General features: G+C 55.4%; 16 protein-coding genes and 2 pseudogenes. 8 read left to right on the top strand and 10 right to left on the bottom strand.

The features are described 5' to 3' along the window. The 4 genes and pseudogenes from JX360_RS02040 to JX360_RS02025 form a co-directional block, all read left to right on the top strand. Positions 1 to 210 (top strand): annotated as a pseudogene (locus tag JX360_RS02040) (hypothetical protein); the annotation flags it as partial. 175 nt (positions 211 to 385) lie between these two features. Further along, complete coding sequence (gene larE / locus JX360_RS02035; RefSeq protein ID WP_279611164.1) at positions 386 to 1,246, top strand: ATP-dependent sacrificial sulfur transferase LarE; 861 nt, start codon at positions 386 to 388, stop codon at positions 1,244 to 1,246. 52 nt (positions 1,247 to 1,298) lie between these two features. Continuing rightward, positions 1,299 to 3,170, top strand: a complete 1,872-nt coding sequence (locus tag JX360_RS02030; RefSeq protein WP_244348815.1) for a DUF3769 domain-containing protein — start codon at positions 1,299 to 1,301, stop codon at positions 3,168 to 3,170. Between the two features lie 282 nt (positions 3,171 to 3,452). Beyond that, positions 3,453 to 3,701 (top strand): annotated as a pseudogene (locus JX360_RS02025) (DUF1830 domain-containing protein); the annotation flags it as partial. Between the two features lie 51 nt (positions 3,702 to 3,752). Here JX360_RS02025 and JX360_RS02020 read toward each other — a convergent pair. The 10 genes from JX360_RS02020 to JX360_RS01975 all read right to left on the bottom strand — a co-directional run bounded on the left by JX360_RS02020 (position 3,753) and on the right by JX360_RS01975 (position 15,699). Continuing rightward, a complete protein-coding gene (locus JX360_RS02020) occupies positions 3,753 to 4,049 on the bottom strand; it encodes a hypothetical protein (RefSeq protein ID WP_244348813.1) in 297 nt (98 codons plus the stop codon). Between the two features lie 557 nt (positions 4,050 to 4,606). Continuing rightward, positions 4,607 to 5,806, bottom strand: coding sequence for an RNA-guided endonuclease TnpB family protein (locus tag JX360_RS02015; protein ID WP_244348812.1), 1,200 nt, complete (start codon positions 5,804 to 5,806; stop codon positions 4,607 to 4,609). Between the two features lie 65 nt (positions 5,807 to 5,871). Next, positions 5,872 to 6,834 carry a cytochrome d ubiquinol oxidase subunit II gene (cydB, locus tag JX360_RS02010; RefSeq protein ID WP_244348811.1) on the bottom strand — a complete coding sequence of 321 codons (963 nt, stop codon included), beginning with the start codon at positions 6,832 to 6,834 and terminating at the stop codon, positions 5,872 to 5,874. Between the two features lie 61 nt (positions 6,835 to 6,895). Next, positions 6,896 to 8,326 carry a cytochrome ubiquinol oxidase subunit I gene (locus tag JX360_RS02005; RefSeq protein ID WP_244348810.1) on the bottom strand — a complete coding sequence of 477 codons (1,431 nt, stop codon included), beginning with the start codon at positions 8,324 to 8,326 and terminating at the stop codon, positions 6,896 to 6,898. Between the two features lie 493 nt (positions 8,327 to 8,819). After that, positions 8,820 to 9,545 (bottom strand): hypothetical protein, encoded by a 726-nt coding sequence (locus JX360_RS02000; protein ID WP_244348809.1) that lies wholly within the window; start codon positions 9,543 to 9,545, stop codon positions 8,820 to 8,822. Positions 9,546 to 9,587: 42 nt separating this feature from the next. Further along, the gene (locus JX360_RS01995; protein ID WP_244348808.1) at positions 9,588 to 10,142 is read right to left on the bottom strand and encodes a DUF3110 domain-containing protein; all 555 of its coding nucleotides are present in this window, start codon (positions 10,140 to 10,142) and stop codon (positions 9,588 to 9,590) included. A gap of 175 nt (positions 10,143 to 10,317) precedes the next feature. After that, a complete protein-coding gene (locus JX360_RS01990) occupies positions 10,318 to 11,544 on the bottom strand; it encodes an RNA-guided endonuclease TnpB family protein (RefSeq protein WP_244348807.1) in 1,227 nt (408 codons plus the stop codon). 168 nt (positions 11,545 to 11,712) lie between these two features. Continuing rightward, complete coding sequence (locus JX360_RS01985) at positions 11,713 to 13,878, bottom strand: amylo-alpha-1,6-glucosidase (RefSeq protein ID WP_244348806.1); 2,166 nt, start codon at positions 13,876 to 13,878, stop codon at positions 11,713 to 11,715. 14 nt (positions 13,879 to 13,892) lie between these two features. Continuing rightward, on the bottom strand, positions 13,893 to 14,963 hold the full coding sequence (locus JX360_RS01980) for a glycosyltransferase family 4 protein (RefSeq protein ID WP_244348805.1): 1,071 nt from the start codon (positions 14,961 to 14,963) through the stop codon (positions 13,893 to 13,895). Positions 14,964 to 15,498: 535 nt separating this feature from the next. Further along, positions 15,499 to 15,699, bottom strand: a complete 201-nt coding sequence (locus JX360_RS01975) for a hypothetical protein (RefSeq protein WP_244348804.1) — start codon at positions 15,697 to 15,699, stop codon at positions 15,499 to 15,501. A 497-nt stretch (positions 15,700 to 16,196) separates the two neighbouring features. Between JX360_RS01975 and JX360_RS01970 the strand changes: the two genes are divergently transcribed. The 4 genes from JX360_RS01970 to tmk are packed head-to-tail and all read left to right on the top strand — an operon-like array spanning position 16,197 to position 19,472. After that, positions 16,197 to 16,862 carry a metallophosphoesterase family protein gene (locus JX360_RS01970; RefSeq protein WP_244348803.1) on the top strand — a complete coding sequence of 222 codons (666 nt, stop codon included), beginning with the start codon at positions 16,197 to 16,199 and terminating at the stop codon, positions 16,860 to 16,862. Positions 16,863 to 16,914: 52 nt separating this feature from the next. Beyond that, complete coding sequence (gene rdgB, locus JX360_RS01965; RefSeq protein ID WP_244348802.1) at positions 16,915 to 17,508, top strand: RdgB/HAM1 family non-canonical purine NTP pyrophosphatase; 594 nt, start codon at positions 16,915 to 16,917, stop codon at positions 17,506 to 17,508. Positions 17,509 to 17,559: 51 nt separating this feature from the next. Continuing rightward, positions 17,560 to 18,762, top strand: a complete 1,203-nt coding sequence (locus JX360_RS01960) for a hypothetical protein (RefSeq protein ID WP_244348801.1) — start codon at positions 17,560 to 17,562, stop codon at positions 18,760 to 18,762. A 23-nt stretch (positions 18,763 to 18,785) separates the two neighbouring features. Next, complete coding sequence (gene tmk, locus JX360_RS01955; protein WP_341830516.1) at positions 18,786 to 19,472, top strand: dTMP kinase; 687 nt, start codon at positions 18,786 to 18,788, stop codon at positions 19,470 to 19,472. Positions 19,473 to 19,490 lie beyond the last annotated feature (18 nt).

Here is a 19,490-nt window from a genome sequence, read left to right as displayed (position 1 = left end):
GCCTATCGCGTCAGCGGGCCGGAGGCCTATCGCGTCAGCGGGCCGGAGGCCTATCGCGTCAGCGGGCCGGAGGCCTATCGCGTCAGCGGGCCGGAGGCCTATCGCGTCAGCGGGCCGGAGGCCTATCGCGTCAGCGGGCCGGAGGCCTATCGCGTCAGCGGGCCCCTATGGATAGGTTGTCCGATTATCCATGCTCAGGGATCCGGATGAACCAATATCACCTGGAGTTGAGGGATCCCGCATCCAAGGCTAGGGGAAACCGTTGGAAAGTCAGGGAACTCTGGGAAACAATAGAAAAGGGACTGGGGTGAGCCTCATTCCCCATGTTCGGTGCAAAACAGTCCTCCCCAGTCCCCAAACAAGATTGAAGGAATCCTTAGCTCCAATGAACAGTCCCCAAGCCCGATTCGCCCCCTCTTTGGACTCGTTGGATCCCGTTCTGAGGAAAAAGTTTGCGCAGGTCACTCAGATCTTTGCCGAGATGGAGCAGGTGCTGGTGGCCTATTCTGGGGGAGTTGATAGTACGTTGGTGGCCAAGTTGGCTTGGGATCAGTTGGGAGAGCGGGCCCTAGCGGTGACGGCGGCTTCCCCCTCGCTGCTGCCCGAAGATCTAGAAGAAGCGATAGAACAAGCTCAAGTTATCGGCATCCGTCACGAGATTGTGGAAACCCACGAGCTGGAGGATCCCAACTACGCCGCCAACCCGATCAACCGCTGCTATTTCTGCAAGCGTGAACTGCACGATACGCTGCGCCCATTGGCCCAGAGTCGGGGGTATGACTACGTGGTGGATGGCCTGAATGCGGATGATCTGTCGGATTATCGACCGGGGGTACAGGCGGCTGTGGAGCGGGGGGTACGCTCACCCTTGGCGGAGGTAGGGATCCGCAAACTGGAGGTACGGCAGTTGTCGCGGCAGTTGGGGTTGCCCTGGTGGGACAAACCGGCTCAGCCCTGTCTGAGCTCCCGCTTTCCCTACGGCGAGGAGATTACGGCTGAGAAGTTGCGTCGGGTTGGGGCTGCCGAACGCTATCTACGCAGCTTGGGTTGGCGACAGGTGCGGGTACGCTCCGAAAAAGATACCGCCCGCATTGAATTACCCCCGCAACAGATCCATGAATTTATCCAGAAAACCGACTTGGAAGCCTTGGTCAAGGCTTTTCAAGCTGCGGGGTATCTCTACGTCAGCCTGGATCTGGAAGGCTACCAAAGTGGCAAGCTCAACCGGGTGCTTAACTCGGTTTAAGTAACGGCGGGCCAAGATCAAAAGGGTGCTGGGGTGTGGGTGCTGCGTGGATATGAAAGGCGTTCTGCTGCTATCGCTGGGGTTGTGGTCGCTGTCGCTGGGATTATGGGCAGCCGCCGATGAAGCCGTTGCGCCCCCAGGGATCTCCCTAACCCTCGATCCGGTTGCGCCCTCTCAGGGATCCCTTGACTTCGCCACACTGAGTGCTCTTTCTGCTCGGACTCTGCAACTGCGTTCTGACCGCCAAACCTTTGACCAACGGGCCGAGGTTTTTGAAGCCGAAGGCAATGTGGAGATGCGCTTGGGCCGGTCTCTCTTGCGGGCGGACCGGATGCGGATCGAGTTGCGGCAACGGCGGGCGGTGGCGGAGGGGAATGTCTCGATTGAGCTGGATCAGCAGCGCATTCAGGGATCCCGACTGGAATACGACTTTGAGCAGGAGCAGGGCTTCTTGTCGGATGCTTTTGGGCAGGTGGATATTCGTGCCCTCGGTGGATCTGGAGCCCAGATGCAAGAGGGAGCAGCTGCCCTTGGCCCAGAACGGTTGGTGCGGTTTCGCGCCGATCAAATTCGCTTTGATGCCAACAACTGGGAGGGAGACAATGTTCGGCTGACCAACGATCCCCTGGATCCGCCCGAGCTAGAGATCCGCAGCCCACGGGTTACCTCCAGCCTGCAAGCAGATGGCTCCAGCCTGCTGATTGCTGAGTCTGGCCAGTTGGTCTTTGATCAAGTCTTTTTCCTGCCTTTGCCGATTCGTCTGCGCTTCGACCAATTCAACCGTCAGCCGCCGGTCAGCATTTTCTACGATGACTTCGACCGAGAAGAGTTGCGGCGCGGTCTAATCCTGCAACCCAATTTCGAGCTGCTGCGGGATCCCAACCTGAGCCTGGTGTTCTCTCCGCAACTGTATCCACAACGCCTCTGGGGGAGCGATCAAGGGATCTTAGATGGCATTGGACTGCGCACCGACTTTCGCTGGCTGCAACCAGAGCAGAGGGCGCAAACCTCCCTATTTGTGGAGTTGCGGGGGATTGTCTTCGAGGAGTTTGCCAGGCGGCTGCGGGCCCAGGTGGAGCACCAGATTACCACAGGCGATGGGGGCCAAGTCACCTATACCTACGCCTACCGAGAACGCTTCTTCAGTGGGCGGCTGGGGTTTCAGATCGTGGAAAATCGCCTTGGAGCCAGCTACAGTTCACCCACGATTCGTTTGGGTAGTACGGGGTTGGATTTCAGCTACCGCCTAGCCACCGATTACATTGATGCCCTGGGGCAGCCGGATGAGATTGACACGGATCCTGATCTGGCCCTGGAAAAGACCACTGAACGCATCCAACTAACCCGACTGCAACTGGGGGCAACCCTGAATCGCTCCTTCGCCCTTTGGATCCCCCCTGCAACGAAAGAGGAGCCGCCACCCCGGTTTTCGGCTTTGCCCATCGAGCAAGGGGTTTGGCTCAATACCGGCGTCAGCAGCAGTCAGTCTCTCTACTCGAATGGCCGTGCCCAGAGCTATACCGCTGGCAGTGTCGGCATTGATGCAGTGATTGGAGCTTTTGTGGCCGATACCTTCGACTACACCAACCTGAGTGTGACCTACTCCAATGGTTTTTTGGCGGGGGCCTCGCCTTTTTTGTTTGACCGCATCACCACCCGTGAGCAATTGGTCTTGGGCTTTTTGCAGCAACTCTATGGCCCGCTGCGGGTGGGAGCAGAAACCACCGTCGATCTGCAATCCGGCCAGCAGGTGGATACCACCTATCGATTAGGCTATGACCGGCGCACCTATGGCTTCAGCCTCCAGTACAATCCCGTGCGTCAGTCGGGGGCTCTAGAGCTGCGAGTGGAGGGTTTGAATTGGGATCCCGGTTCCACCTCAGAGGAAAGACCTACCCCAGGATCAGGTCTCAGCGACCCTTGAACCTCACTTCCAAAAAAGGAGGCGAAAAATGTGATTTTGCTCACAGTTTACCCAATATTCCTATTGCCAATTGGGACGATTGACTGCGGGATCCCAACCCATTCTGCCTTCCTAAGCAAGGGAATTGTGAGAACGATGGAATGGTAAGTTAGAATACAAAATCAGGTTTTTTAGAATTTATTTTTGTCTCTTGGGATCGTCGTATCGCAGACTACCACAGTGATCCCCAGCCGGTGTTAGGGTGGATGGTAGGCTGAGCGAAGTAGGCTGGTAATCCGAATTATGCAAACACTGGATGCGATCCCCGATAAAAAACGGTCAGAGCGATTAACCTGTAGCTACATCAATGCGACCAGCTCTATCCAAGTGGCTCGCATCACCAATATTGAAAATTGGTATTTTGAACGAGTGGTTTTCCCAGGCCAGCGATTGATGTTTGAGGCGGTGCCTGGAGCCAAGCTGGAAATTCACACGGGCATGATGGCCAGTTCCATTCTGACGGATACGATCCCCTGTGAAAAGCTGCGGGTGCGGGAAACTGAACCGGTAACTGTAGTAGCCTAGGTCGATTTGCTCTTGCTCTTAGTCCTCTGCCTGGACAGTTTCACTAGGAGAGAGCTGAGGTTGTGGACTCTCCGAAGGGCGGGGCCGCTCTGGCAAGGGAATTTGTAGAAAACGAGCACTGAGACGGACAAGACTCTTTTCCTGCCGTTGTGGCGGCCAAGGGAGCTGCAACCAGCGGGCACTTAGCTCTAGCAAAGTAGGGGTGGGTGTCGGGGTTGGGGTAGGCGGTGGCGTGGGAGTCGGATAGAGATCTGTGCGCGGCGGACGAGGGGTACTGATCCGGAAGGCATCTTGAGGCGGTTGGGTTAAGGGCACGTTCGGATCCCCACATCCCGTCAGTCCCAGCCCTCCAAAGAGCAGTAGGATCCACAGTCTTCCTAACCCCCTATGTCCCATAAACCCACAACTGAACATCCCTAACAGGGTATCATCGGGATCCCATGGGCAACTGAATCCAGCCGCAAGGCTCAACTCAGTTGCTCTACCTCTTCATCAGACTTGGGGAGCATCCGTCGCGTGTTTTGGGCTGCCATGCCGTAAGCCGCCTTAGTTGCCTTCAAACGCCCTACGGGACCATTACCGGGCCGCGCGTTGCTTGACCACCCCAGTCTTTCACCTTGCTTGCGGTTTGGCATTGGCAAGGCGCTACTCCCCGCAAGCCCCCGATTTCAGGCGGGGGCACTTGGCTCTCTTTGGGTCAGGATTGGATTAGCTGGGTCAGGAGACGCAGAGCTGGAGGCAGACCCCTCCTCTTGGGGTTGCAGCTTTTCCTGATAGTCTCCATAGGCAGAACCGACCACTTTGCCACGAAAAACCACGTACTGATAAATGTTTTGACACTCCCCCGGTTAGAAACCGGGGGATTCTCCCTTCTAGCTCCCCACAGCTTGAAGCTGTGAGGGATTCAGAGCACTCCGTGCCGTGCAGAGCACGAGGGAGTTCAGGGGATTGCCAACTACCCCATCCCCTGAGCCGACCCTGCCTATTACGGGCAGGGCTTCTTTTAGACTCAAAGGACACGAAAACCCGTCCCACTGGGCAATGTTTATGGCGGCATTCCAGTCGGCATCACAGCAATACCCGTCCTGCCCAGTGAACAAATGCCCACTCCTTTTCCCAATCAATCCTGTCCTGTGGTCGGTTTTGGATGTGTAGGCAGCAGGGCGCTTGTGCAGCGTCCTACCCGCCATTTCCAGCTTGTAGGCAACCTTCCACTCCAGGTCGTAGTACGACCAGGTATGGCGCGATTTCCCGGCATCCGAACGCGCCTTCTGGCTCTGTCTGGATTGGCGGATACCCGATAGGTCTTCCATCCACACATCCGCATTTACCGCATTGGCAAACCGCACAATGCGACGGCTCACGGTGTGGTTGACCGCCCTCATCCAACGGGCTTCTTTGCGCTCCAGTCGCTTGAGTGCTCGGTATTTACCCGCCTGTTGCAACTGGGCGCGACGCTTCTGGAAACGACGACGACGATAGGCTACCTCTCCACCCCCAAAAAACACCGCCCGACCCCAACGGGTGGCCGCCACTGCCAAACGGTTCTGCCCCCGGTCAACACCTAACCGTTCCGTACTCTTCACTTCGGGAACATCCCAAGTGATAGACAGAACAGCATACCAAACCCCACGTATTTGCATCAGTTTCAAGGTTCCCCGTTCACAATCCTGCTCGGCCAGGATGCGCTCAAGACGCTCGGCATAGTAGGAACTGCTAACCTCAAGGGGAACCCGCTTGTCACCCTGAATTGTGGGAAAACTCACCGAGTAGGTGCTACCTACTTTGTGCAGCTTCCAGTTTTGGTTGTTGACCTCTGGCCAGAATACCTTGAAGTGTTTAGCCCGCTGACCTGCCTTCCCCTTCAGGACACGAATCACCTGGTTGGAGAGGGCCGACTTGAGGGGTGTCACCACTTTGGCGGTTGTTAATGCTTTTCGTTCCTTTGGACTGATGCGGAGCAGTTCGTTTGCCAGTTCGGTTGTCGCACAAACCGTCTGGTCAAACATCTCTGCTTTGACCGCATTGAGGCCAAGAAACTTGAGCTTGAGTGTCGTGGTGACCCGTTTCATGGGGACTATTGTATGTACTATTTCTGTTGCTGAATAAATTCAGCCTGTGCGCTTATATCCCCCGGTTAGAAACCGGGGGCTTTACGCTGCTTTTCGTAAAAGAGCATGATCGGGATCAGAAAGCCAATAAAGACCAGCATGAACACCAAAGCACTGGGATCGGCTGCCGCCTGATAGATGGTGATGCTGGGGGGAATAATGTAGGGGAAAATGAGAAGTCCCAGCCCCATAAATGAAAGCACAAACAACAGTACTGTCCAAACAAAAGGCTCAACTTCTTTTTTCTGGCGCAGGCTTCTGAGCAGCAACCCGATCAGTAAAATCGCCAACAAAGGGATGAGGGCAAAAATATACACCAAGGGTCGCTCCAGCAGGCGCTCACGGGCTTGGTTATAGAGCACTGGCGTGAGCACAGTAACCAACCCTGCTCCGATCAGAGTGGTCCAGGCGGCAAGGGTAGCCGTGCGGTAGTGAGTTTGTTGCAGGGATCCCTCCGTCTTAAGGATGAGGTAGGTGGAGCCAATCAGCACGTAGCCCTGAATCAAGGTTAGAGCCACCAATAGCGTCTGCCAGCTCAGCCAATCCCACTGAGTACCGGTGAAGTGGCCGGCTGCATCCACCTGGATCCCTTTGAAGATACTGCCTAGAGCAAACCCTTGCCCCAAGGCCGCCAAAAAACTACCCACCCCAAAGGCGGTGTTCCACAACAGCTTGCGATTGGAGTGCTCGCGAAACTCGAAGGCCACCGCCCTGAAGATGAACCCAAAGATCATGATGAAAATGGGGATGTAGAGGGCGGTCAAAATTGTGGCATAGGCCAAGGGAAAGGCACCAAACAAGGCTCCCCCCATCACCACCAGCCATGTCTCGTTGGCATCCCAAACATTGCCCAGGCTGGTCATCAAAATGCTCCGCCGCTCCTCTGAAGAAGCCGTCAGGGATAGGATGCCGACCCCTAGATCGAAGCCGTCCAAAATCACGTAGAGCAACAAAAACAGGGCCAGGATGACGAACCAAACCTGAGGCAAAAAGTAAAGTATTGGAGTGTTTCCATATCGAAAAACCTCGTGGAATCGGTTGGGCCGACTTTTAGGCGCTAACCTCGGTGGGGCGTCGATCGGGCACCATCTCTGTCCGCGCAGACTGGGATCCCAATCCCGGCGGGGGCAACTCTAGGTTCGGGCCATGCAGCAGAATGCGTCGGCCAAAATGGAGGGCAGACACAAACAAAATCCCGTAGATGGCGGTGAAGAGGCTGAGGGATCCCAGCACATCGGTGGCGGGAACATGGGAAGCTGCATCCGAGGTGCGAATGAGACCATAAACCGTCCAGGGCTGACGCCCCACCTCTCGCACGATCCACCCCGCCTCCACTGCGATGTAGCCCAGCGGTGCCGCGAACAGCCAAGCCCGCATCAGCCAAGTTTGTCCAGTAATTTGGTCATCAGCCAACTTGCCCCGCAACCACTGCACAGTGCTGACTAGCATCAGGGCAGCCAGGAAAAATCCGATACCCACCATGACGCGAAAAGAATAGTAGATAAGCGGGATCAGGGGAGGACGATTCTCAGGAGCAAAGTCTTTCAGCCCTAGGACGGGCTTTTGTAGATTGGGCTGTAAATCCAAAATGAGTCCCAACCCGTAGGGCACCTCCAGTGACCAAGGGTTGATTTCGTGCTCACTGTCGGGAAGAGCCAAAAGGGTGTATGCAGCAGGCTCTCCTGCTGGTAAGGTCTCCCACTGGGCTTCCATCGCTGCCAGCTTGGTGGGTTGGTTTTCCCGCAGATGAAGGGCACTTTCGTGGCCCACAGCAATTTGCAACGGTGCCACTACAATGGCGACGGCCAGAGCAATTTTGAGGGACTTGCCGAAAAACTCAGGATGCCGCCGGTTCAGCACATACCAGGCACTAATGCCCCCGACCACGAACAACGAAGTCTCAAGGGTCGCCAAGAACATGTGAGCGACACTGTTGAGCATAGCGGGGTTAAAGATGGCGGCAAAATAGTCCTTCACCACAAATTTGCCATTTACCAACTCTCCCCCTACAGGGGTCTGCATCCAGGAGTTGGCGGTCAAAATCCAGAACGTTGAGAGGTTCGCTCCAAAGGCCACCATGATGGTGGAGAGATAATGAATGACGCCGGGTACCCGGTTCCAGCCAAACACCATGATGCCCAAAAAGCCCGCCTCCAACATGAAGGCCATGGATCCCTCAAAGCCAAGGATGCTGCCGAAGAAGTCCCCTACCGCCTCCGAGAAGGGGGCCCAGTTGGTGCCAAACTGAAACTCCATAGGCAGCCCGCTAGCCACCCCAATGCCAAAGTTAAGCAGATAGAGCTGGGTCCAAAACCGTGCGTGGTGGTAGTAGGAGATATTGCGGGTACGCAACCACACGCCCTCCACCAGCACCAAGTAGATGCCCATGCCGGTGGTCAAAACTGGCCAGAGCATGTGAAAGGAGCTGGTCAAGGCAAATTGTATCCGTGATAGAACAACTGTATCGAGAAAATGAGCCATAAATGAGTCACAATTTTAGTAGAAAGAGAGAAGCTCCTTGCCCCTAAATCCTAGCCAAACTTTTCGGCACTGCTTGCAAGGTTTTTTGTTCCCCTCGACTCAAACTCTCAAGCTCAAGCGGATCCCAGTGAATGTTGAAGAATTTCTGAAAAAATGGGGTTTGATGCAACAACGGTTGTGTCTATAGCCCATTTCAAAAGTGCTGGGGTGCTCCACATCGCTATTTGCGAAGGAGATTAACCCCGTGCTAGGTGAGTAGCGTTGCCCTATGGGCCGTCATGATCCCCCGGGTCCTCCGTAGGACGAGAGGCGTTGGCGGAGCCTGTCGGAGACAGACGCGCTAGCGTGCCCTTGGTGTAAAGGGCTGTAACCTTAACTACTGTAGTCATTTTCAGCCAGGATGAGACGCTTTCGGTACTGGCGCAACTCTTTTTTATTTATTTTTTATTCTTCTATTTGCGTTGTTGGGTAATACTTATAGGGCTACAGCTAATCATCGGGATCCCAAAGCTTTGATCTGAGCTTGTAAATCTGCTTCCAAATTGGAGAGTTCCCGCACCAGGATGACATAGCGATTCATCGTCATGTTTTTGGCAGTGAATTGATTTAGCAACTGTTGATCCCGCAAGACCAACTGCTTGAAGTGGTGATCCACAGAAGCCCGTGGATTCTCGATTAACCGTCTGCCCATTTGCAGAGCAGTCACCAGCTGTGCTCGCACCTGGAGAAACACGGTCTGAATGTACTTTTGCTCCGCATCGTTGAGTTGTCGAAAATCTCGCCAATATTGTCCCCCCTGCACAGACTGCTGCAGCTCCTCCACCCAATGGTTATATTCTTTGACCTTGCGGGCCAAGTCGGTGACAAACTTCATGATCTCGGGAGCGCTATTGAGCAAATGAGCCTCCTGCCATCGCTGACGAATGCGGCGCAGCCCGCGTTCCAACTGCAGATTGGCCCTCAAGATCACCAGTAAGACAATGCATAGGATCCCAGCAGCAGCCGTGTAGAGCATCCAAAGCGCGGGATCCCGAATCCCAAAGAACACGGTTAGAGCGAGCGCCAGCAAACAAAAGGCTGCCGCACCCCAAAGCCGTAACCGTTGTTGTTTCAAACGCAGGTACTCCACCCGCAGATCAAATGCCTCACAACAAGCCTCCAGATCCGCAGCCATGATCTGGCGAAACTCGTTCACGGAGATCTGTTCAGCACCAATCATGGAGCGCACCAATGAATACAAGTGGATGGGGGTCGAGTTGCATCAGGGCTTACCTTGCCAATCTCGAGCAGATTCTGTGCTTTCCTCGAGGGGTTCTAGCGCTTCATTGGCCGGAACCACCATCAAGCCATACCCCCCCCCGCGGCAAAAATCGACGATCTCCTCCGTATCGAAGCGCTCTGGCACGGGCTTGGGAAGTCCCTGTTGGGCCAGCCTTTGCGCATACTTTCTCGCCCCAAAAGAACTTTCAAAGGCAAGGACGATATCTTGCCCCCCGACTTGGCGGGTACAGATCCCCTCCTGTCCGTTTGCTTGGTAAAGCAGCACAATCACCTGCGCAGGCAAGTCTTCCGGGCTAATTAATGACAAGACGTTCTCCGACCGGGATCCCTGAGGTTGCGCCCCACTAAGCAGCACATCCCGTGCCTCATTGAGCCGAGCCAGTTGCACCTCAAGCAAGGGCCTTTGCCGCTCATCCTCCAGCTCTGCCAAAGCGGTGCTAAGGGTTTGATATTCCTGAAACAACCGTCCCCGGATTTCTCGTTCGGTTGCGTCCGGCTGAAGGTTGAGAATTTCGAGGGCTTCGGCAGTGTTCATTAACAGGCTCTGATCTCGGTAGAATTCTCAATAGAGTAGACTATTTAGAATCATTGCCTAGACTAACCGCTATCCGCTTGTTTTCTGCTTGTTTTTAGGTTTTTTGCTGCCATCTGCCCCCAGTTTGGACGGCGGGTTGACACTCCCCCGGTTAGAAACCGGGGGATTCTCCCTTCTAGCTCCCCACAGCTTGAAGCTGTGAGGGATTCATAGCACTCCGTGCCGTGCAGAGCACGAGGGAGTTCAGGGGATTGCCAACTACCCCATCCCCTGAGCCGACCCTGCCTATTACGGGCAGGGCTTCTTTTAGACTCAAAGGACACGAAAACCCGTCCCACCGAGCAATGTTCATGACGCTCCGCGTCTTGCGTAGCAAGATTGCGGCATTCCAGTCCGCGTCACAGCAATACCCGTCCTGCCCGGTGAACAAATGCCCACTCCTTTTACCGATCAGCCCCGTCCTGTGGTCGGTTTTGGATGTGTAGGCAGCAGGGCGCTTGTGCAGCGTCCTACCCGCCATTTCCAGCTTGTAGGCAACCTTCCACTCCAGGTCGTAGTACGACCAGGTATGGCGCGATTTCCCGGCATCCGAACGCGCCTTCTGGCTCTGTCTGGATTGGCGAATACCCGAGAGGTCTTCCATCCACACATCCGCATTTACCGCCTTGGCAAACCGTACAATGCGACGGCTAACGGTGTGGTTGACCGCCCTCATCCAACGGGCTTCTTTGCGCTCCAGTCGCTTGAGTGCTCGGTATTTACCCGCCTGTTGCAACTGGGCACGACGCTTCTGGAAACGACGACGACGATAGGCTACCTCTCCACCCCCAAAAAACACCGCCCGACCCCAACGGGTGGCCGCCACCGCCAAACGGTTCTGCCCCCGGTCAACACCCAGCCGCTCTGTGCTCTTCACTTCGGGAACTTCCCAAGTGATAGATACAACCGCGTACCAACAGCCCCGTAGCTTCATGAGTTTCAAGGTTCCCCGTTCACAATCCTGTTCGGCCAGGATGCGCTCAAGACGCTCGGCATAGTAGGAACTGCTAACCTCAAGGGGAACCCGCTTGTCACCCTGAATCGTGGGAAAACTCACCGAGTAGGTGCTGCCTACTTTGTGCAGCTTCCAGTTTTGGTTGTTGACCTCTGGCCAGAACACTTTGAAGTGTTTGACCCGCTGGCCGGCTTTCCCCTTCAGGACACGAATCACCTGGTTGGAGAGGGCCGACTTGAGTGGGGTTACCACTTTGGCGGTTGTCAATGCTTTTCGTTCCTTTGGACTGATGCGGAGCAGTTCGTTTGCCAGTTCGGTTGTCGCACAAACCGTCTGGTTAAACATCTCTGCTTTGACCGCATTGAGGTCAAGAAACTTGAGCTTGAGTGTCGTGGTGACCCGTTTCATGGGGACTATTGTATGTACTATTTCTGTTGCTGAATAAATTCAGCCTGTGCGCTTATATCCCCCGGTTGGAAACCGGGGGCTTTACGCTGCTTTTCGTAAGACATCTTCCCTTGAGCGATAACCCCTAAGTGCCTGAAGCGGCGGCTTGGGCTGTCAAGGTTTGACCTCTCATTTCACCACGACCTCCACATTCCCCAGATGGCCCAGGACATTGATTCCCACCCCATCGGCTTGTAGATAAAGGCCAAGGTCGAGGGATCCCTCTCCCACAGCAATGTGACGGAGCGTCACATGGGGTAGCCACAGGGGGAGGATGGGCCGGGTGAGGCTGACCCGCTGGTGCTGGCCATCGATCTCCAAACCCAGGCAGGCTTGCAACAGCAAAAACACACTGGCAGAGGCCCAGGCTTGGGGTAGACAGGCTACGGGATAAAGTGTGGGACCCTCCCGTTGCCGGCGGGTAAAACCGCAGAAGAGTTCTGGCAAGCGTTTCAGCTCCAAAAACTGCGTCGCATCAAACAGACCCGTTAACACCCGCATCGCCTCTGTCTTGTAGCCATAACGGGCCAACCCCGCCGCAATCAGAGCATTGTCGTGGGGCCAAATGGAGCCATTGTGGTAGGCCATGGGGTTGAAGCGGCCTTCTCCCTCCGGTACGGTGCGGATCCCCCAGCCGGTGAAAAAATCCGGTTGCATCATCTGCTCGGCAATGCAGGCCGCATGGGCTGGATCCGCAATCCCCGAAAACAGGCAGTGGCCCATGTTGGAGCTGCGCACGCGGCAGGGTTTTTTCTCCCCATCCAAGGCCAGGGCATAGCCCCGCAACTCTTCACACCAAAAGTGCTTCAGAAACTGCTCCTGCAGAGTCCTGGCTTGTTGCCGCAGCCGGTCAGCTTCCTCAGCATTGCCCAGAGCCTCAGCCATATCGGCAGCCAGCCTCTTGGCCTCGTAGACATAACCCTGAACCTCACACAACGCAAGAGGGGGTTCTGCCAGGGATCCATCCGGATAAAAAATTGAGTCGTCGGAATCCTTCCAGCCCTGGTTGCGCAACCCCCTGTGGGCCTTACGCACGTACTCCACAAAGCCATCCCCATCGGGATCCCCGTAGGTATCCATCCAAGTCAAAGCTGCTTTGATGTGGGGCCATAACTGCTGGAGAAAGGCGTGGTCACCGCTGCGCTGGATATACCGGCCTGCCAGAACCACAAACAGAGGAGTTGAGTCAATACTGCCGTAATACTGTCCGAAGGGGATCTCACCGGTTTTGGCCATCTCGCAGCGGCGTTGCTCGTGCAGGATTTTACCCGGCTCAGCATCCCGACTGGGATCCTCCTCCTGCGCCTGTTGCGCGGCCAAGTGGAGCAGTACGCCCCGTGCAATATCGGGGTACCACCAGAGGGTGGCCAGAGCCGTAATCAGAGCATCCCGCCCAAAGACCGTGCTAAACCAAGGCACCCCTGCGTAGGGATACAGCCCATGAGGAGTCTGGGTGAGCATCATCACCAGATCATCCCGCGAGGCATTGAGCCAGTCGTTGAATTGGGCATTGCCAGTATCGATCTGGGCGGCTTGCCCTCGAATCGACTGCCGCTGCTCCCGCTCCAACTGCAGGGCCCCCTCATAGTCAAGGGATCCCCACTCCTCCCCTGCATAGCTACAGACCACCGTCAGCCACAGATCCCGCTCCTCCTGAGGTTGCAGAGGCACCCACCACCGTACCCAGTCTTTGCCCATCACCGTCGGTACTGGCGAAAACCGCAAATGGGTCTGGCGCTCCACCCCATCCAACCCCCGATAGCTGAGGATCACCGCATCTGCACTCACCCGCGGAGGAAGGTACTCTCCCCGTTGGCTGCGCCGGATCCCACGCACCTCGAAAATATCAGCAAAGTCCGCCTCAAACCTAAGAGTAATGGGCACCCGAAAGGCCTCAGAACCATAGTTGTGAACCCGGATCCGCTCGTAGGCAGTATTTTTCCACAAAAAAGTGGTGCGCAAAATGTGTAGGGTATCCTGTCCGATGAACTGCCCTTCAGAAGTGGTGAATTCGGGATTGGTCAAATCCACCGCCAAAACATCTTTGTCCTCCCGCACCTCCGAGCTAAGCAGCAAAAACTGCTTTCCCTCCAAGTCCAGCACCAGCCGCGACAAAAAGCGGGTGTCATCCCGGAACAAGCCGTGATCCCGGATCCCTAGGGGTCGCATGTTCCCTAGCCGATCAAATACCGCAAAACAATTGTCGTGCTTGAGCACATGGGAGCGGGTTTCTGCGAGGGAGACACTGGCCCGGATGTAGTATTGCTCCTGAATTTGGATGATATCTTCTGGCATCTCTCCATCCTCATTCAGGCCGCTGTCATCTTGGCTTGGGCTGGGGTAGTCCCTCGGCTTTCCAGCAACTGAGCATAGATGGTCTCGTAGTCACTCACCATGCGGGCCACACTAAAGCGCTCTTCAAACACCTGCCGTACCCTTTGTCGACTCAGGGATCCCACCTTAGAAACAGCTTCCACCGCCTCCGGTACCGAATCCACGATAAAGCCCGTTTCCCCATGCACCATCACCTCTGGCACCGAGCCAAAGCGGGTGGCAATAACCGGAGTACCGCAGGCCATAGATTCAATCATCACCAAGCCAAAGGGTTCGGGCCAACGAATGGGAAACAGCACCGCATAGGCCTTGCCCAGAAACTCACTTTTCTCCTGCTCGTTAATCTCCCCCAACAGCTCCACCTGAGGATTATCCCGAATCATGGGGTAAATGTAGGACTCGTAATATTGACGATCCACCTGGTCAATTTTGATAGAGGCTTTAAGGGGCATACCCGCTTGGGTGGCAATTTCAATAGCCGTATCAAGACCCTTTTCCGGCGATACTCGTCCTAAAAAGGCTAGGTAATTCCCCTGCTCAGGATAAAAGGGATGCAGATCCAAGGGCAAGCCATGGTAAACCGTTCCAGCCCAACGCGCTTGAGGCAAAGGGTTGCGCTGGGCATTAGAAATCGAAACCAGGGGAATGTCGCTGAATTCGCTGTAGAGGGGTTGTAACTCCGGGATATCCAACCGCCCGTGCAGAGTGGTTACAAAGGCAACTTCGGGATGGCGACGAGCCAAAGCATAGGGGTAGTAGTCGATATGACCATGGATCAGATCAAACTGATCTGCCTTTTGAAACACCTTTTCCACCATCAAGATATGGGGAGCCACCGTATCGATGGCATTTTTATCCAGTCGCAGTGCCTGGTCTCGAAAAGGGATCAACTGCGCTTGCGTTTGAGAATCTCCGCTGGCAAACAAGGTTACCTCGTGCCCGCGGCGCACCAGTTCTTCCGTTAGCCAGGAGACCACTCGCTCAGTGCCACCGTAAAACTTGGGGGGCACACTTTCATGCAAAGGGGCGATCTGAGCAATGCGCATATCACTCCTCCAACATCCAGCTTGATCGAACTTGCAACGTTAGTCTACAGCTCTTCAACGCCCCGCAACACTTACGCGACTGCGTGGCAACAATGCCTAAATGTCTACAGCAGGCTGCGCCACCCCTGCAGTAAAGGAAGGCCCGTCGGAGACTTACGGGCTAGCGTGCCCTGGGTGCAAAGGGCTGTAATACTTTTTTGGCTAGCAGAACCTGGCCTGGCTTGACAAGAGTGGGTGTAGGTAGAAGGGATCTCCAGTTGCGGGGATTGCCCTACAGCCCTTTCGCTAGTCACCTAGCACGGGGTCGATCCCTTTCGTGCCAGCAGCGTGGAGCACTCTAGCCCTTTTGAAAGCGATTATGGAAATTACTGTTATTGTAGCAAACCCGTGAAAGGGCTGTAAGCGGAGATTTCTCGCCACCTAGCCACAGACTGTAGACCGTGCAGCGTTGATCGACCCAGTCAAGGTCTTTGATGGATGTGAAGATATGCCACCTGTGATAAAAGCATTCCCATTGGATACTTTTTGGATGCTTTCAGGCAGCTACGTGAGTTCCGTAATGGTCAGATGAGGTTTGGATCTCCTTACGTACAATCGCCTCTATCAGTTCGTCTAGAGCATCCAGATCAGATGGGTTGTAAGTCCGCTCCAAGAGGATTTGATTGATGGCCGACTCCTGTTGCAACGTTAAAATTGAGGATTGGAAAACCTCTTGAATGATCTCGTGAATGGACATCTTAACCTCGCAAGGATAGAAAAAGGATTTATCAAGACAGTAATTCTAGAATGCTTGAAATGGGTTTTGTCCACCATCGGAAGATCACGTATTTTTCATCGGGACTCGATCGAGAGAAGCAATTTTCTCTCAGGGGAAATGCCCATAGTGGTTTTACGGAGCTTTGAATAATGCTCTGGCTAGGGTTATGGTTTTTTGCTGAGGCAGATAGTCTAAGCAGATAGTCTAAAGATACAGCCCTTTAATGCTCCGCACCGCTGTCACGAAGGTGCAACTAAGAAGCGTCAAAGGGCTGTAAGTTACATCGAGTTACATTTACATTGAGTTACATTACTGGTAGTGCTGTCGGTTCCTGTTAGCCACAAGTTGGTTGGCTGACATTTTCCTAGAACCCAGCCAACCACTCATTTTGTGCTCAAAGCTTTGCACTCAAAGTGTGCATAAGCTGTTCCGTAGTACGGCTCATACCGCAGCTTGGTTGCACTCAACTCAGTGACATGGGGATCAGACTTCTTCTTGGATCCGACTACCACGGCAGCCCCAAGCTGATTCAGCAGGCGCTGGCCCATTTGCCCCAGGTCGATGCTTACATTAACTGTGGCGATTTTTGCTCGAAAGCTGGAAAACCCTCTCGTAAAGCAACTCAGGGGTTCCATCCAGCCGCCCGAGCGGAAGTTGAGCACCTACAATCCTTTCTAAAGGCTGTGGATCGGCTCAAGAAGCCCTGGCTTTTCCTGCCGGGCAACCATGACCCGACTGCTTCCGTTCTGATGCCTTTGGCCGGAATGTGTGGGCGAGCCATCACGGAGTCCTGCTGTTTTGAATGGATAGGGTTACGGGTTTTGGCTGTACCCTGGACTCCTCCCTGTGGCTGGGGCTGGCAACTCACCTCTAGCCATTTACAAGAGCTGCTAACTCTTTTTGAGCGACCCCCCTACCCGATTGACCTGCTGATTACCCATGCTCCGCCCCGGGGACTTTTGGATGAAGCGGGTAAGTGGTACCACCGCCGTATGCCAACGCTGCGTCCACTCTTAGATCAACTCCAACCTCGCTACTACCTGTGCGGACACATGCATTGGGATGGCGGTAAAGTTGAGCGCTGTGGCCCTACCCTTGTGGTCAATGCCGCCTTACACAATATGGTGCTCGAGATCCATTGACAATCTTCGCTAAGATACGCCAGATGCAGCCTTTGGTTTGGCTCCGGATCCCATGCCTCGTCCTCTGATTTTGGCCAGCAGCAGCCCCGGCAAATTGCGGGAGTTCAATGCTTTTTTTCAAGCCTGCGCTTCTGGGTGGGAGTTGCGCCTTAAACCGGCGGAGTTGGAGGTGGAAGAAACGGGAGCCACTTTTGCGGAAAATGCCCTGCTTAAAGCAACAACGGTGGCGAAAGCTCTAGGGGAATGGACCATTGCCGATGACTCAGGTTTATCGGTAGTGGCTCTCAAGGGTGCTCCCGGGATCCATTCTGCTCGTTATGCTCCTACTGATGCTGCCCGGGTTGCACGATTGCTCAAGGAAATGGACGGGATCCCCCACCGCGAAGCTACCTTTCACTGTGCAGTGGCGCTGGTGGATCCGCAGGGGCAGGTACGCGCTTTGGTGGAGGGGGTGTGTCAGGGGCAGATCTTGACCGAGCCACGGGGACAGGGAGGGTTTGGTTACGACCCGCTGTTTTGGGTGCCTGAGTTGGGGTTGACCTTCGCGGAAATGAGCCCGGCCCAAAAAGAGGAAATGGGCCATCGCGGACAAGCCTTACGGGCTTTGAAGGAGCAGTTGCTTATTTTGGGGGCCAGTCTGGGCTAGGTTGTAGGCAGGGTTTATGTGGATACCCGTTTTGCGTTGGGAGCTTAGAGGATGACCTTTGCTGGGGATCAAGATTCCACTCGGGATCCGAATCTGCCGTCAGGCAATCGGGAAGAGGAACGAAAGTCCGATTCCACAAGAGAGGGAGCGATGCGTCCCCCTTCCTATTCCCGTGGGGATGGCTTCACTCCTGGGGAGGGCCGTCGCACCCCGCCCCCTCTACCGGATCGAGATCCACATCAAGATCCGCTCTCTGAAGGTCGCCGTACTGGATCTGCTGGCGGTTCCGCGGACGATTGGCTTGATTCTGGTCGCACCAGCGGGACAGAGTCCTCTCGCGCCAGTGGGACGGAATCTTTTTCCCCCCGTGCTGGCCGCGAACCCCGAGAAACCGCGATGGGATCCGGATCCCCTCGATCCACCGAACGCTCCAGCCCCAGTCGTTCCGGGCAAGCTCTAGTGCCTCGCCGCCCTGCTCCGAGCAGCCGGGCCTATGAGGGATCCGAATCCGCTCGTTCTACCTATGCCAACCCCTATCGAAGGGAATCCAGATACCGCAGTGACTACAGCCGTTCTGCTGCTTCAGGGTACACCTCCAGCTATGTTGACGGGGGGGGCTTCGGCACAGGGGCAGGATCCGGGGGTTCCCGTGGAGGGCTTTCTCCTTCGGGTCTGACAGTGGTGGCTCTGGTGGCGCTGTTGGCCTTTTTTGGTGGCTTTGCAATCCGTAACATCTTTGCAGAGAGTGGGGGCTTCGATGATGAACGCCCGATCCGAGCCGCCAATGTACCAGAGGCGTTTCGGGAGTTTTGCTTTGCCTACAACGGCACGGCTTCATTTACGGTGGTGGAGCTGACTAGCGTCTCCGCCTTGACCATGGCTTCGGTGCCCATCTACAAAATGGATACCTGTACGATTCCGGTTAGCCAGACTGCTAATGCGCTGCAAGCCCTTGGCATTCGGGGGCGTGCAGACACTCTAGGTCCTCAGTTGGGTGGCTCCAATCTCACCTTGATTGAGCTTCCCCTGGCCAGCGGTTTGGCAAGGGCCATCTACAACCAATTTCCCGCTCTGGCCAACCAAGGTAATGAAGCCCAGGTGTTATCCCAACTGGAAAGCACTATTAACAGCGCTCTTAGGTCGAACATCGAAGGGCTGGCCCTGCAAAGTCTCGAGGCCACCAATATCCCGGATGTGTATGTGATGGTACCGGGGCACTCCTTTAATTTGCAGCCTCAGCTCAACCTGCGTTGAATTATTTACGGATGCGGTCGGGCGTGTTCATTACTCTAGAGGGGGGAGAAGGAGCTGGCAAAACCACGCAACAGGCTCTTTTGGCGGAGCGGCTGCAGCAGGAGGGGTACACCTGTCTGTGTACCCGTGAGCCGGGAGGTACACCTCTTGGCAAAGAACTGCGAGCTTTACTGCTGCATGGGGATCCCATCTCACCCCTGGCGGAGTTGCTCTTGTATGCAGCGGATCGAGCGGAGCATGTGCAAACCCGGATTCAGCCGGCTCTGGCGGCGGGGCAGGTGGTGGTTTGTGACCGCTTCACCGACTCGACACTGGCCTATCAGGGTTATGGGCGCGGCCTCGACTTAGATCTGATTCGGCAGGTGAACCAATTGGCTACCGGCACCTTGCAGCCTCACCTCACTCTCTGGCTGGATTTGCCGCCGCAGGTGGGGTTGGGGCGGGCCCGTTCCCGACAAGCTGCTGGATTCAGCGAGGCAGGAGCCCTCCAGTCCACTTCTGCCGACCGCATGGAACAAGCACAACTGCCTTTCCACCAACGGCTATACCAGGGTTTTCAGGAGCTGGCTGCCACAGAACCCCAGCGGATTGTGCGCATCGATGCCCAGGGATCCCCGCAAGAGGTGGCCCAGCGCATTTGGTCGGTGGTCAAGAGCCGTTTGGCTGAGTATTGTGCTCCGCAGAACCCGGAGGGTCAACGGAGGGGTTGAACAGTTGCCCTACCCACT

This window comes from Thermostichus vulcanus str. 'Rupite', from assembly GCF_022848905.1.
Taxonomy (GTDB): Bacteria; Cyanobacteriota; Cyanobacteriia; order Thermostichales; family Thermostichaceae; genus Thermostichus; species Thermostichus vulcanus_A.
The sequence above is the reverse complement of the archived record's forward strand: the minus strand, read 5'-3'. Positions and strand labels throughout refer to the sequence as shown.

Excerpts from the sequence above, each read along its gene's own strand:
- larE (WP_279611164.1), top strand. The coding sequence starts at position 386 with ATGAACAGTCCCCAAGCCCGATTCGCCCCCTCTTTGGACTCGTTGGAT.
- JX360_RS02030 (WP_244348815.1), top strand. The coding sequence starts at position 1,299 with ATGAAAGGCGTTCTGCTGCTATCGCTGGGGTTGTGGTCGCTGTCGCTG.
- JX360_RS02015 (WP_244348812.1), bottom strand. The coding sequence starts at position 5,806 with ATGAAACGGGTCACCACGACACTCAAGCTCAAGTTTCTTGGCCTCAAT.
- JX360_RS02005 (WP_244348810.1), bottom strand. The coding sequence starts at position 8,326 with ATGGCTCATTTTCTCGATACAGTTGTTCTATCACGGATACAATTTGCC.
- JX360_RS02000 (WP_244348809.1), bottom strand. The coding sequence starts at position 9,545 with ATGATTGGTGCTGAACAGATCTCCGTGAACGAGTTTCGCCAGATCATG.
- JX360_RS01995 (WP_244348808.1), bottom strand. The coding sequence starts at position 10,142 with ATGAACACTGCCGAAGCCCTCGAAATTCTCAACCTTCAGCCGGACGCA.
- JX360_RS01990 (WP_244348807.1), bottom strand. The coding sequence starts at position 11,544 with ATGAAACGGGTCACCACGACACTCAAGCTCAAGTTTCTTGACCTCAAT.
- JX360_RS01985 (WP_244348806.1), bottom strand. The coding sequence starts at position 13,878 with ATGCCAGAAGATATCATCCAAATTCAGGAGCAATACTACATCCGGGCC.
- JX360_RS01980 (WP_244348805.1), bottom strand. The coding sequence starts at position 14,963 with ATGCGCATTGCTCAGATCGCCCCTTTGCATGAAAGTGTGCCCCCCAAG.
- JX360_RS01975 (WP_244348804.1), bottom strand. The coding sequence starts at position 15,699 with ATGTCCATTCACGAGATCATTCAAGAGGTTTTCCAATCCTCAATTTTA.
- JX360_RS01970 (WP_244348803.1), top strand. The coding sequence starts at position 16,197 with ATGGGGATCAGACTTCTTCTTGGATCCGACTACCACGGCAGCCCCAAG.
- rdgB (WP_244348802.1), top strand. The coding sequence starts at position 16,915 with ATGCCTCGTCCTCTGATTTTGGCCAGCAGCAGCCCCGGCAAATTGCGG.
- JX360_RS01960 (WP_244348801.1), top strand. The coding sequence starts at position 17,560 with ATGACCTTTGCTGGGGATCAAGATTCCACTCGGGATCCGAATCTGCCG.